The sequence below is a fragment of the Saccharomonospora saliphila YIM 90502 genome (assembly GCF_000383795.1).
Taxonomy (GTDB): Bacteria; Actinomycetota; Actinomycetes; order Mycobacteriales; family Pseudonocardiaceae; genus Saccharomonospora; species Saccharomonospora saliphila.
The window spans coordinates 306,106-318,814 of sequence record NZ_KB912728.1 but is presented as its reverse complement, the minus strand read 5'-3'; the positions used below and the strand labels follow the sequence as shown (position 1 = coordinate 318,814).

Below are 12,709 nucleotides of genomic sequence, written 5' to 3'. Positions count from 1 at the left end.
CCACGCGCCCGCCCCGGCTCGTCAGCCGGTCCACCAGCGCGCGGGCCAGCGAGCCCGCGCCGCCCTCCGGCACGGGGAAGCCGAGTTCCTGGCCGAGCATGGCCAGCAGCCAGCCGAACACCGAGCTGCCCGGCTGTTCCGGGCCGAGGTCGCTGTGCAGGGCGTTGCCCGCCAGGAGCAACCGCGCGCCCGCTCCGGAGTAGGTCTCGGTGCCGAGCGCGTCCACCGGCATCACGAACATCCGCGCCAGGCGCACCCCGTCCGCCACGCCGACGGTGCGGGCCAGTCGCGCCCCGGGCCGCACCGGGGGGAACGGGGTGAACAGCGCCTCGATCAGGTCGTCGCGCAGGCGCGTCCAGTCGGCGAACTGCGCCCGCCAGGCGCGTCCGTCGTCCGGATGGAAGGCCGAGACCGATTCCATCGTCGCGTCGAGGTCGCGCGAGAGCACGGCCACGCGGTCGTCGGGCAGAACGTGCGCCACCACCGCGGGCGCGTGGCGCCAGCGCAGTCCGTGCTGCTCGAGGTCCAGTCCGCCGATGATCGGTGAGGCCGCCGACAGGGGGTAGAACGCGGAGAACACGTCGTGGTGGAATCCCGGTTCGGTCAGCTCCGCGGTGCGCACCGCGCCGCCCGGCTCGGTGGTGGCCTCCAGAACCAGCACGTCCCAGCCCGCGTCGGCCAGCAGGTTCGCCGCCACCAGCCCGTTGTGGCCCGCGCCGACGACCACGGCGTCCACGGTGTCGTCGGGGCCCCGAACGGGCGCGTTCGCACCGCGCGTGTCCACGGCCACTGACGTACCCACTGTCCCGGACACTACACCGGGTCGCTCGACCGGACGCGCTCAGCGGTCCTCCGCCGTGTTCCACCGGTCCGCGCCACCGTCGTCGTGACCGGGGCCGACCGTGCGCCGCTCGGGCCTGTTCACGGCCATGTCCTGCAACCGCGCGAGGGTCTCGGCATTGCGCGCGCCCAGCACCAGCTTCTGCACCCGCAGCGGCACCAACCGGGCCGGGCCGCTGACCGCGCGCTCGGCGATGGTCACGCGGGTGGCGGACTCCCCGAGTCGTTCGAGGCTCACCCGCACCCGGCCCCGCCCCAGCACCCACAACCGCGCGTCGAGTTCGAGCATGCTGCCCGGAGACGCGGCGGCCACGGTGGACACGTCGGGCACCTGCACCGGCCACATCCCGGCCTTGTGGTGCAGTACGCTTCCCTCGGCGGGCCAGTCGGCGTCCACGTCGCGGATGTGGGCGTTGCCCACCACCCAGCCCGCGTAGGACCAGCCGTCGGCGAGAACGGCCCAGACCCGCTCCGGGGGCACGGGCATCACCCGGCTCACTTCGATCATCACAGCCGCACCTCCTCCTGTCCCATACCCACGGCCACGCCTCGCGAAGCCCGCGCGGACCCACCACCGGGCGCTCGCGAGCCCGAGGTGGGTCGTAAGGTGTGCCGGTCCGGCGACGGTCGAGGGTGCGGGGGTGTGATGCGCGCGCGAGGTGGAGCGCTGCTCGCGGTGGCGGGCTTCGCGGGCCGCTGGTTCGCGGTGCTGGTCGTGGCGGGGGGCCTGGCGGGCCTGGTGTTCGACGAGCAGAGCGCGGCGCTGGCCGGGTCCGTTCCGCTTCTGCTCGGGATCATCATGTTCGGCATGGGGCTGACGCTGCGGGGCGCGGATTTCGTCCCCGTCCTCGCCAGGCCCTGGATGGTGCTGGCGGGGCTCGTGGCCCAGTTCCTGGTCATGCCGCTGGCCGCGGTCGCGGTGGGCACGGCGTTCGGGCTCTCCGGCGCGCTGCTGACCGGCATGGTGCTCGTCGGCTCCTCCCCCGGCGGCACGGCGTCCAACGTGATCGTCTATCTCTCGCGCGGGGACGTGGCGCTGTCGGTGACGCTGACCTCGGTGTCCACGCTGCTGGCCCCGCTGGCGACACCGCTGCTCGTGCTCTGGCTGGCCGGGTCGGACCTGCCGGTCGGGTTCGCCTCGTTGTTCGAGTCGATCGTGCGGATCGTGCTCGTCCCGGTCGTGGCGGGGATCGTGGTGCGGGCCCTGGCGGGCGGGGTCGTCGAGCGGGTACTGCCGTACCTGCCGCTGGTGTCGGTGACCGGCATCATGGTCGTCGTGGCCGCGGTGGTCGGCGTGAACGCCGACGTCGTGCTCACCGGCGGGCTGGTGCTGGTCGCGGCGGTGATCGCCCACAACGCGCTGGGACTGGCCCTCGGCTACGGCGCCGCGCGCCTGGCCGGACTGGACGAGTCGGCGCGCCGCGCCGTCAGCGTGGAGGTCGGGATGCAGAACTCCGGACTGTCCGCGAGCCTGGCCACCACGCACCTGACCCCGCTGGCCGCGCTGCCCGCCGCGCTGTTCTCGGTGTGGCACAACATCTCGGGCTCCGCGCTGGCCGGCTACTGGGCACGCCGCCCCGTGAGCGAGCAGGACGGTCGGCGCACCCGCTCGTGAGTCCGCGCCCTCCCCGGCCGGTCACTCGTCGGCATCGAGCGCGTCGTCGTCGGCTCCCGGGGAAACGGCCGAGCGTCCAGTGCCGGAGAACGACGTGAACTCGAAGGTCAGCATGTCGGCGCGCACGACCGCCCGCACCACGCCCGCCGCGCCCCGCCCGCGCAGCTCGGCGAGCAGGCGAGCCAGCTTCTCCGGGGCCCCGTTCTGATGCGCGTCGGTCTGGGCCAGGGTGCGGTGCAGTTGCGCGATCTCCCACCGCTCGCCGTTGCCGCTGCCGGCCGGGACCGCGAGCGTGACGTCGAGCAGCCACCGGGACGGCTTCCCGGTCAGCTCGGGCGTGCGGTGGCTCTCGATCCCGGCGATCTGGTCGGCCCGGATGAGCCCGTCGCTCAGCGTCGCGATCCACAGATCCTGCGCTGCCATGAGAACCGTCCTCCTCGTCGGCTCGGTACCTGCCGGTGATCTCGGGGGAGCACGGTCCCACGGGTACCCGGACCCGTGCTGGACATACCGCTACCTCAACCCGTGGGGTATAGGACGTTATACATTGCCGGTCACGGGGCGCGAGCGCAGGCATGGTCCGGTCCGGCACCACCCGCTCGGTGGCGGAGACGGACGGGGCGCGGCGGAGGCCGCGGATCAGGACGACACCGAGTCGGTGCGCGGCGACGGCCTCGTGCCCGCGGGGTCCTGCGACAGGTCGGACTTGTAGCTCTCCGCCGTGCCGAGGACGCAACCCACCGTCACGAGGCAGACGGCCGCGATGAGCACCGAGATCAGCACCGTTCCGCTCCCGCTGACGGCGGCGAACACGGTGGGCGCGATCCCCGCGCCCAGCCCTGCCATCTGATACCCCAGGGACGCGCCGGTGTAGCGGGCACGGGTGGAGAACATCTCCGTGTACAGCGCCGCGAGGGGACCGAACATCGCCGGGTGCACCACCGACTGGCCCAGCACGACCGCCACGGTGAGCAGCACGGCCGAACCGGTGTCGACCATCGGGAACAGCGCGAAGCCCAGCACCGCCATCGCGGCGGCACCCGAGAGCACCACCGGACGGCGCCCCACCCGGTCGGACAACGCCGAGAACCCGATGATGCCGAACACCGCGCCCACCGACGACACCGTCAGCGCGTTGAGCACGGTCTGGCGCTCGAACCCCGCCCCCACGGCGTAGGCGATGAGGTAGGTGGTCAGCGTGCCCTGGGCGACGAACGCCGAGAACCCGACCCCGATCGCGAGCACCAGGTTCCTCGGATGCCTGCGCAGCACCTCCAGCAGCGGCGGCCGCGCCGGGCGCGCCTCCCGCGCGGCGGCGAACACCGGCGTCTCGGCCACCTTGAGCCGCACGAACAGGCCCACCACGAGCAGCAGGACGCTGAGCAGGAACGGGATGCGCCATCCCCAGGACAGGAACTGCTCCTCGGTCGTGACCGCGTTGGCCAGCGTCAGCATCACCGTGGACAGCACCATGCCGCTCGGCGCGCCCGCGTTGGTGAAGCTGGCCCACAGTCCCCGGCGTGTCGTAGCGTGCTCGGCCGACATGAGCACCGCACCACCCCACTCGCCACCGACCGCGACGCCCTGGGCCACGCGCAGCAGCACGAGCAGGACCGGCGCCCACGCACCGATCTGGTCGTTACTGGGCAACAATCCGATCAGCGTGCTCGCCACGCCCATGATCGTCATCGTGATGACCAGCATCCGCTTGCGGCCGAGCCGGTCACCGAAGTGACCGAAGATCACCCCACCGAGCGGCCGGGCCAGATAGCCGGTGGTGAACGTGCCGAGACTGGCGACCGTGCCCACCACCGGGTCGAGGCCGGAGAAGAACACCTGGCTGAACACCACCGCCGAGGCGGTCGCATAAAGAAGGAAGTCGTAGTATTCGATCACGCTGCCCAGATAGCTGGACAGCACGGCTCGCCTGAGCTGGGTCCTCGTGTGCGCCGACCGTCCCGCCTGCTCCGCCATCGCCACCGTCTGCCTTTTCCGTGAGACTGCCCTGCCGTGCGGCCCGCGCTGCCACACCCCGCGAAAACTAAGCACATGAATGACGAGTGTCAATCAGGTGACCAATATCGGGCTGCTTATGATGACGGGGTGCGTGACAACACCGCCTCCTCCGCCCCGGCCCGGGCACGACACCAGGCCGGTCTCGACGACCTCGCGGGCACCGCCGCGACCAGCCACGTCTCCGACGCCGTCGACGTGGCCGAGGCACCCTCGGCCGCCGACACGGCCGAACCCGGCTCGCCGCCACGCCCGCAGGCGCTGCTGCTGACCTTCTTCGGCGTGCACGTGTTCGGCCGGGGCGTCCGGGTGGCCACCAGTAGCGTCCTCGACGTGCTGGGCAGACTGGGCGTCTCCGAGCACGCGACCCGCTCCACGCTCAGCCGGATGGCGCGGCGCGGCCTGCTGGAACGCGACCGGCGGGGCAGGCAGGTCTACCTGGGCCTCACCGACCGGTCGAAGGCGATCCTGCACGACGGCGAGACCCGCGTGTGGCGCATCGGGGCGGTGAACACCCACTGGGACGGCACGTGGACCCTGCTCGGGTTCTCCATGCCCGAGTCCTGGCAGCGGCAGCGCCACCTGCTGCGCTCCCGGCTGCTGTGGGCGGGCTTCGGCAGCCTGCAGGGCGGGCTGTGGATCGCCCCGTCGACGATCGAGGTCGAGCCGCTGCTGCAGGGTCTCGACGCCGCCGATCACGTCAAGGTGTTCCAGGCACGGGCCCTGCCGCCCACCGACGTGGGCGAACTCGTGCACGACGCCTGGGACCTGGATTCGCTCGCGGCCCAGTACCGCCGGTTCCTCGCCGACTGGTCGGCCGACGGGCCACGCGCCCACACGACCGACGTGCTGGCCCGGCACCTGCTGTTGCAGGCCGACTGGCTGCAGATCGTCCGCCGCGACCCCCGGCTGCCACGCGAACACCTTCCCGGCGACTGGCCCGCCGAACGGGCACAACAGACGTTCCGGCTGCTCAACGCCGAACTCGAACCGGCGGCCCGCGCCCTGGCCGCCGACGTGCTCGACACCGTCGCCGAACCCCCGGCCACTCCACACCCCCCGCCCGACCCCGCCTCGCACTGACGCCACCCCGCGAGTTGCCCCCCGCGGTCCGCGAGTTGCCCCTGGCGGCCCGCGAGTTGCCCCTGGCGGCCCGCGAGTTGCCCCTGGCGGCCCGGGCAGGCGACGACCGTCGTCACTCGGTCGGGGAACATCCCGCCGACGTGGATTCGGATCGCCGACAGCGGGTACCACAGCCGGGATGCTGGACCGACTGTTGCGCAGTTCCGAATCGGTGCCCGGTCTCGACCGGGCGACCGAAACACTGGCCCGCCGCCTGCGGCGAGCGCTCGACGGCAGGCGGATCGACGCGCTGCTGCGGGGATCCTGGATCGGGCACCCCGTGCACCCGCTCGTGGTCACCGTCCCCATCGGCGCATGGAGCTGCGTCACGCTCTTCGACGTACTCGGCGACCGGGAGGCCGCCCGCCGCCTCGTGGCCGTCGGCGCCACCGTCACTCCGGTCGCGATCGTGACCGGACTGGCCGAGTTCTCCCGGCTGGACCGGACACAACGGCGCGTGGCGGCGCTGCATCTGGCCACCAACGCGGTGGCGCAAACGTGCTACGTTACGTCACACCGCAACCGGGCCCGTGGCGCACACGCCGCGGGAGTCACGTGGGCGTTGCTGGGCCTGACCGCGGTCGCGGCGGGCGGCGCGCTCGGCGGCCACCTCTCCTACGCCCTCGGCGCGGGCGTATACGAGTGGCAGCGCGGGCCACGCGACCGTCCCTGAGCGGGCCGGCCGACCGACCCGGGACAGGGGCCACCGTCGCGTGACCGGCCATTGGCGGGCCAGCCCGCCGGATGCGCGAGCGAGGACACCAGGAGGTCGGGCATGGCGGTGACCCTCGTCCACGGGACGTCGTTCTGCGTCTGCGACAACGACGGCGAACTGGGCGGCTCCCCCGCGCAGGGCGCGTTCTACCAGGACACCCGCATCCTGTCCGGGTGGAACCTGCGCATCGACGGTCACCCGGTCGAACCCGTCACGGTGCAGACACCGGAACCCTTCTACGCCCGCTTCATCGGACGCGCCCACTCGGGCGAGGGTGAGGGCGAGAGCAGCCTGCTCGTGCGCAGGGAGCGCTACATCGGCGGCGGGATGCGAGAGGACTTCATCCTGCGCAACTACGGGCGCCGACGGGTGACCCGCACACTCAGCGTGCGCGTGGCGGCCGACTTCGCCGACGTGTTCGAGGTCAAACAGGGCCGCATCCACGACACCGGCCACCACGCCGTCGAAGTCACCGGCACCGGTCTGTACCTCACCCGCTACATCGGCGCCCGGAGCCGGGGGGTGCGCATCACCGGCGAGACCCTTCTGGGTGACAGCGCCGAGTACAGCCGCGACCGCGTCACCTTCCGGCTCACCGTGCCCCCTGGCGAGGAATGGTACGCCTCGGTGACCGCCCTGCCCGTGCTCGACGGCACCCCGATCGCCCCACTGTTCCCCCGCGAACGCCCGGTCGAGTTGTCCCGGCCCGCGGTGCTCACCCGCCGCTGGCGTGAGGAGAGCCCCGTCCTGCGGCACTGCGACAACCCCGCGGTCGCGGCCACCCTGCAACGCAGCAGGGAGGACCTCGGGGCGCTGCGCATGTTCGACCCCGAGCACCCCGACGACGTGGCCATCGCCGCGGGCGCGCCCTGGTTCATGGCCCTGTTCGGCCGGGACTCGCTGCTGGCGTCGTTGATGTCGCTGTCGATCGACCCGACGCTGGCACTGGGCACGGCGCAGACCCTGGCCCGCCACCAGGGCAGCAGCGTCGACCGCGACAGTGAGGAGGAACCAGGGCGCATCCTGCACGAGGTCCGCTTCGGCGCCGACGCCTCGCTCGCGCTCGGCGGCAGCCATGTCTACTTCGGCACGGTCGACGCCACCCCCCTGTTCGTGCTGTTGCTGGGTGAGCTGAGCCGCTGGGGCATCGGGCAGCACCGGGTCAAGGCCCTACTGCCCAATGTGGACCGCGCGCTGGAGTGGATCGACTCCTACGGCGACCGCGACGGCGACGGATTCGTGGAGTACCACCGTGCCACCGACAACGGCCTGGCCAACCAGGGCTGGAAGGACTCGTGGGACGGCGTGAACTTCGCCGACGGCGAGATCGCCCGCTCCCCGGTGGCGCTGTGCGAGGTGCAGGGCTATGTCTACGCGGCGTTCCGCGCCCGCGCCTGCCTTGCCGACAGCTTCGGCGACCCCGACACCGCGCGCCACTGGAACGAGCGCGCGGAGACGCTGAAGCGGCGCTTCGACGAGTGGTTCTGGCTACCCGGCCTCGGCCGCTACGCCCTCGGGCTGGACGCGGACAAACGCCCGATCGACTCGGTGACCTCCAACATCGGCCACTGCCTGTGGACCGGCATCGTCGACGAACGCCGCGCGGCCTCGGTGGCCGACACGCTGCTGTCGCCAGAGATGTTCAGCGGCTGGGGTGTGCGCACACTCGCCGCCGACATGGGCGCCTACAACCCGATGAGCTACCACAACGGCTCCGTATGGCCGCACGACAACGCTCTCGTCGCGGCCGGACTGATGCGGTACGGCTTCGTCGAGCACGCCCAGCGCGTGGCCACCGCGGTGTTCGACGCCGCTCAGGCCTTCGACGGGCGGCCACCCGAGCTGATGTGCGGCTTCGACCGCGACGAGTACGGCACACCGGTGCCGTACCCGACCTCCTGCTCGCCCCAGGCATGGTCGTCGGCGGCACCGGTACACCTGCTGCGGACCCTGCTCCGGGTCCGGCCGAGCATTCCGTACGGAAAGCTAAGCATTTCCCCTGCGTTACCGGAATCATTCGGAGAGTTACGCATCGACGACGTTCCGCTGGCCGGGGAGCGGATTTCCATCGAAGCGCGCGGAACGCGGGTGCGTGTCAGCGGCCTGCCGGACGGGATCGAACTGACGCATTAGGACCGCGCGCACGAAACACGATTCATTAGGAAGGGCCACATCTATATTCCCGCCGTTTCGCCCGTGAAGGCCGGGGGAATTGGCCGAACATGAGTCAACTCGAGATCGCCATGGTGGCACCACCGTGGTTCGAACTTCCCCCCACCGCCTACGGCGGCATCGAAGCGATGTGCAGCGACCTCATCGAACAGCTCTCCCTGCGCGGACTGGAGATCACGCTCGTCGGGGTCGGGCGCAACGGTACGCCGGCCGACTTCGTGCCGACGTGCGACCAGTCGAACGAAGCGCGACTCGGGCAGGTCCTGCCCGAAGTCACCCACGCCTCCGCGCTCACCGAGATCATCGACAAGCTCGACCCCGATCTCGTACACGACCACAGTCTCGCGGGCCCGTTACTCGCCCGCGGCCGCCCGCTACCGACCGTCGTCACCGCGCACGGGCCCGTCAACGGCGAGATGGGACGCTACTACCGCGGGCTCGGCGACAGCGTCGGACTCGTCGCCGTGGCCGACGCGCAACGCAGGCTCGCCCCCGATTTGAACTGGGTCGGCACCGTGCACAACGCGGTGCGTGTCGAACGGTTTCCGTTCCGTGCCGGCAAGGAGGACTTCGCGCTCTTTCTCGGCCGCTCCTGCCCGGAGAAGGGAATTCCACAGGCGATCGCGGCGGCACGGCAGGCCGGAATCCCGCTGAAGATCGCGGCGAAGTGCCGCGAACCGGACGAGAAAGCGTATTTCGACCGCGAGATCGCTCCGTTGCTCGGCCCGGACGTCGAGTGGCTCGGCGAAGCCGACCGCGAACGCAAGGTCGACCTGCTCGCGGCGGCGCGGTGCCTGCTGTTCCCGGTGTGCTGGGAGGAACCGTTCGGCATCGTGATGGTCGAGGCGATGGCGTGCGGCACGCCGGTGCTCGGTTTCCGGCGCGGGTCCATCCCGGAGGTCATCACGCACGGCAGGACCGGCTACGTCTGCGACGGAGTCGCCGACATGGCACAGGCGATCCACGAGGTGGGCAGGCTCTCGCCGCACGACTGCCGCGTCGAGGCCGAACTCCGCTTCGACGTGGAGATGATGGCCGACCGTTACGCCCGGATCTACCAGTCCGTGCTGTAGCGCCGTGCCCTCCGCCGAGCACGGTGCCACGCGACCACCGGCGCCGATGGCCGCCATGCTCGCCGTTCCGGGCGAGCCGCCGCGGGGACCGGCGTGGGCCTTCGAGTGGAAGTGGGACGGGGTCCGTGCCATCGTGGGTGTGGGAGGCGGGCACGTGCGCGCGCACTCCCGCAATCAGCGCGATATCACCGCGTCCTACCCGGAGCTGGAGACTCTCGCCGGTCTCACCACCCGCGCCGTGCTGCTCGACGGAGAACTGGTCGCACTGGACGAGCGTGGCCGTCCGGACTTCGGCCGCCTCCAGTCGCGCATGCACGTCCACCGGCCGACCGCGCGGCTGCTGCGCGAGGTCCCGGTCAGCTACTACGTGTTCGACCTGCTCGTGGCCGACGACGAGGACCTGTGCCCACACCCGTACCAGCACCGCCGCGCACGGCTGACCGCGCTCGGATTGTCGGCACCCCCCACCGTGCGCACGCCGGACCACTACATCGGAGTGTCCGGTTCGGACCTGCTGCGGGTGGCGGGCGAGTACGGACTGGAGGGAGTGGTCGCGAAACGACTCGACTCGACCTACCGGCCCGGCGCGCGTTCCCGCAACTGGATCAAGACCGCGTTACGGCTGACCCAGGAGGTCGTCGTCGGTGGCTGGGTGCCCGGCGAGGGCCGGCGCGGGCACACGGTGGGCGCGCTGCTGCTGGGCGCTCACGACCCCTCGGGATCGCTGACCTACGTCGGGCACGTCGGCACCGGCTTCACCGACGAGGCACTCCACGACCTGCGGCAGCGACTGGAACCGCTGCACCGGCCGTCGAGCCCGTTCGACACGCCCGTCCCCCGCGACCGTGCCCGTACCGCGCACTGGGTCGAGCCCACGCTGGTCGGGGAGGTCGAGCACCGGCAGTGGACCGCCGACGGGCGCCTGCGGCACCCCTCGTGGCGCGGACTGCGACCGGACATCGCACCCCGCGACGTGCGCCTGCCCTCGTAGGACTCCGACCGGAGCCGCTCAGGGTTTGCGGGCCACGCCCGCGAGGCCGTGCGAGCGAACCGGGTCGCCCCGGTAAGGATCGTCCCCGCTGGGGCGCCACTCCGGCAGCCACACCAGTCCCGGCTCCACGAGTTCGAGGCCGTCGAAGAACGAGGCGATCTCCTCCCGCGCGCGCGGCATCGCCGGACTGTTCGTCCGCTCCGTGTACGACTTCGTCAGCTTCTCCGACACGGCCAGCGTCTCGGTGTCGGAGGGATCGACGTGAATGTGCGACAGCGCCAGCAGGCTGCCGGGCGGCAGCTTGTCCCGGTAGTAGGCCAGCACCCGCCCCGGGTCGGTCTCCGGCGGCATGAAGTGCAACAGCGCCACCAGCAGCAACGCGACCGGTTCGCGCTCGTCGATCAGCCCGGTGTCCAGCACCCGCCGCCACAGCAGGGCGCCGTCGAAGAAGTCGGCGTCGATCGCCCTGTGCCGCTCGGGGTCGGCGGTGCGCTCGAGCAGGATCTCGGCGTGGGCCCGCGCGATCGGCTCATTGTCGATGTAGACGACGCGGCACTCGCCCGGGGCGACCTCGTCGGCGACCTCGTGCACGTTGCCCTGGGTCGGAAGGCCGGACCCGATGTCGACGAACTGGCGCACCCCCTGTTCGACCGCGTACCGCACCGCCCGCGCCAGGAACGCTCTGTTCGAGCGCGCGAAGTCCCGGATGTCGGGCAGCAGCCGCAACTGCTCCTCGGCGAAGGCCTGGTCCACCGCGTAGTTGTGCACACCGCCGAGCAGGTAGTCGTAGACCCGGCCCACCGACACCTTGTTCACCGACTCCGCGAGCCGGTCGGCATTGCTCCCCGACATCCGCCCCACGCTCCCTCGTCTCGATCCCTACCATCGGGTACGCACACAGTGTGCCGTGTCCCCCTCCCGGCGCGCACACCGCCCACCGCGCGAGCCCGCGTGGGCACGCCGGGTCGCCACCCCGACGCCACCGCTACGCCGAACACGGGAACAACGGGCGCGGAGGAGGCGGCGACCGCACACCGGGAGTGGGTCACCCCGTCTCGGCCAGGCGGGCGAAACCCCCCTCGACCGTCGCCTTCAGCCGCCTGCCCACCACCTCTCCGCCCGAGGCGACCGACACCGCGCGGGCGCTCGCCTCGTCCCCGGGCTCGGTCTGCGCCGCCACCCGGGCACCGTCGCCGGTCCGCGCGACGAGGAATCCCTGCGCGGGTGCGCCGTCACGCCCGTACTCCACCGTGGCGGTCTCCACCGTGACCACGCCGTCGTCGAAGGCGGCCCGGGCGGGTACCGGGCCGGTCTCCGCCGTCGGCGCGGGGTCCGGGTCGCCCACATACCCGCCGGGATGCGCGTGCCTGCCGAGCAGCACCGCGTGCTGCGTGGTCAGGTAGCCGCCGTTGGCGTGCAGCAGGCCGACGCCCGCGCCCGCGCGCAGCCGCCGGACCACCGACACCGCGCCGTGCAGGCTGTAGCTGCTCAACGGCCCGCCGAAGGACGAGTGCCCGCCCGTGACGGTGGCGGGATGGTCGGCGCCGAGACCGAGCGCGTCGAGAACGAGCTTCGGCACCACGGGAAAGCAACTGTAGACGTCGAGCACGTCGATCCCCGCGGCGCCGAGTCCCCCGCGTTCCAGGCAGCGCCGCAGCGCCGACTCCAGGGCGGGCGAACGCGCGAGGTCACTCCGAGCCAGCACGTCGGGCGCGTCCCGCGCGCCCGCGCCACCCCAGACGTGCACGACCGCGTCGTCGGGCACGCCGTACGCACGCGCGGTGTCCAGGGAGGTGACCAGCACGGCGGCGGCCTGGTCCACATGCGGCATCGCGTTCATCGCCAGTGGGTACGGCTCGCACACCATGCGGTTGGCCGGGCTCACGGTCGCGATGTCCTCGGCACTGCGGGCCCACGGTCGCCAGGCCACGGGACGAGTGGCCGCCACCTCGCTGAACGCCGCGTACATCCGCGCCGACTCGGCGGTCGCCTCCCCCGGTGTCCGGCCGAGCCGGTGGCGCAGCGCGGCCTCGAACAGCGGGTACACGCGGGTCGGAAGGACCAGCCCGGCGTCGCGCATCGCGGCACTGCCGAGTTCGTCGGGGTCGAACCGCGGCGGCCCGCCCGGAGCGCGGGTCCACCCGTGATCGGCGCCGGGGTCGAGCCCG

Annotated in this window: 12 protein-coding genes; 6 read left to right on the top strand and 6 right to left on the bottom strand. The window is 72.1% G+C overall.

Annotation, left to right across the window (positions count from 1 at the left end):
- Both SACSA_RS24020 and SACSA_RS24015 read right to left on the bottom strand, forming a co-directional pair.
- Positions 1-802: phytoene desaturase family protein (locus tag SACSA_RS24020; protein WP_157597077.1), on the bottom strand; the 802-nt coding region annotated here is incomplete at its 3' end.
- Between the two features lie 39 nt (positions 803-841).
- Positions 842-1,348, bottom strand: coding sequence for an SRPBCC family protein (locus tag SACSA_RS24015; protein WP_019819704.1), 507 nt, complete (start codon positions 1,346-1,348; stop codon positions 842-844).
- Positions 1,349-1,486: 138 nt separating this feature from the next.
- Between SACSA_RS24015 and SACSA_RS0120465 the strand changes: the two genes are divergently transcribed.
- Complete coding sequence (locus SACSA_RS0120465; RefSeq protein ID WP_048877055.1) at positions 1,487-2,455, top strand: bile acid:sodium symporter family protein; 969 nt, start codon at positions 1,487-1,489, stop codon at positions 2,453-2,455.
- A 21-nt stretch (positions 2,456-2,476) separates the two neighbouring features.
- Here the strand turns inward: SACSA_RS0120465 and SACSA_RS0120460 are convergent, their stop codons facing one another.
- Together SACSA_RS0120460 and SACSA_RS24010 are read right to left on the bottom strand one after the other, a co-directional pair.
- Positions 2,477-2,878, bottom strand: a complete 402-nt coding sequence (locus SACSA_RS0120460; protein WP_019819702.1) for a hypothetical protein — start codon at positions 2,876-2,878, stop codon at positions 2,477-2,479.
- Between the two features lie 216 nt (positions 2,879-3,094).
- Positions 3,095-4,429 (bottom strand): MFS transporter, encoded by a 1,335-nt coding sequence (locus SACSA_RS24010; protein ID WP_019819700.1) that lies wholly within the window; start codon positions 4,427-4,429, stop codon positions 3,095-3,097.
- A gap of 129 nt (positions 4,430-4,558) precedes the next feature.
- Here SACSA_RS24010 and SACSA_RS0120450 point away from each other — a divergent pair, with 129 nt between their 5' ends.
- The 5 genes from SACSA_RS0120450 (at position 4,559) to ligD (ending at position 10,541) form a co-directional block, all read left to right on the top strand.
- Positions 4,559-5,551 (top strand): PaaX family transcriptional regulator, encoded by a 993-nt coding sequence (locus SACSA_RS0120450; RefSeq protein WP_019819699.1) that lies wholly within the window; start codon positions 4,559-4,561, stop codon positions 5,549-5,551.
- Between the two features lie 178 nt (positions 5,552-5,729).
- Positions 5,730-6,263: a DUF2231 domain-containing protein gene (locus tag SACSA_RS0120445; protein ID WP_019819698.1), complete on the top strand. Its 534-nt coding sequence runs from the start codon at positions 5,730-5,732 to the stop codon at positions 6,261-6,263.
- 102 nt (positions 6,264-6,365) lie between these two features.
- Positions 6,366-8,438, top strand: a complete 2,073-nt coding sequence (locus tag SACSA_RS0120440) for an amylo-alpha-1,6-glucosidase (protein WP_019819697.1) — start codon at positions 6,366-6,368, stop codon at positions 8,436-8,438.
- 89 nt (positions 8,439-8,527) lie between these two features.
- On the top strand, positions 8,528-9,550 hold the full coding sequence (locus SACSA_RS0120435; RefSeq protein WP_019819696.1) for a glycosyltransferase family 4 protein: 1,023 nt from the start codon (positions 8,528-8,530) through the stop codon (positions 9,548-9,550).
- A gap of 55 nt (positions 9,551-9,605) precedes the next feature.
- Positions 9,606-10,541 (top strand): non-homologous end-joining DNA ligase, encoded by a 936-nt coding sequence (gene ligD / locus SACSA_RS0120430; protein ID WP_028662090.1) that lies wholly within the window; start codon positions 9,606-9,608, stop codon positions 10,539-10,541.
- Positions 10,542-10,559: 18 nt separating this feature from the next.
- Here the strand turns inward: ligD and SACSA_RS0120425 are convergent, their stop codons facing one another.
- A complete protein-coding gene (locus tag SACSA_RS0120425; RefSeq protein ID WP_019819694.1) occupies positions 10,560-11,393 on the bottom strand; it encodes an SAM-dependent methyltransferase in 834 nt (277 codons plus the stop codon).
- A gap of 193 nt (positions 11,394-11,586) precedes the next feature.
- The coding region (locus SACSA_RS24005; RefSeq protein WP_048877023.1) for an acetyl-CoA acetyltransferase at positions 11,587-12,709 on the bottom strand (1,123 nt) is incomplete at its 5' end.

What these genes read in the sequence shown, in the direction of transcription:
- SACSA_RS24015 (WP_019819704.1), bottom strand. Translation starts at nt 1,348, where the DNA reads ATGATCGAAGTGAGCCGGGTGATGCCCGTGCCCCCGGAGCGGGTCTGG.
- SACSA_RS0120465 (WP_048877055.1), top strand. Translation starts at nt 1,487, where the DNA reads ATGCGCGCGCGAGGTGGAGCGCTGCTCGCGGTGGCGGGCTTCGCGGGC.
- SACSA_RS0120460 (WP_019819702.1), bottom strand. Translation starts at nt 2,878, where the DNA reads ATGGCAGCGCAGGATCTGTGGATCGCGACGCTGAGCGACGGGCTCATC.
- SACSA_RS24010 (WP_019819700.1), bottom strand. Translation starts at nt 4,429, where the DNA reads ATGGCGGAGCAGGCGGGACGGTCGGCGCACACGAGGACCCAGCTCAGG.
- SACSA_RS0120445 (WP_019819698.1), top strand. Translation starts at nt 5,730, where the DNA reads ATGCTGGACCGACTGTTGCGCAGTTCCGAATCGGTGCCCGGTCTCGAC.
- SACSA_RS0120440 (WP_019819697.1), top strand. Translation starts at nt 6,366, where the DNA reads ATGGCGGTGACCCTCGTCCACGGGACGTCGTTCTGCGTCTGCGACAAC.
- SACSA_RS0120435 (WP_019819696.1), top strand. Translation starts at nt 8,528, where the DNA reads ATGAGTCAACTCGAGATCGCCATGGTGGCACCACCGTGGTTCGAACTT.
- ligD (WP_028662090.1), top strand. Translation starts at nt 9,606, where the DNA reads ATGCTCGCCGTTCCGGGCGAGCCGCCGCGGGGACCGGCGTGGGCCTTC.
- SACSA_RS0120425 (WP_019819694.1), bottom strand. Translation starts at nt 11,393, where the DNA reads ATGTCGGGGAGCAATGCCGACCGGCTCGCGGAGTCGGTGAACAAGGTG.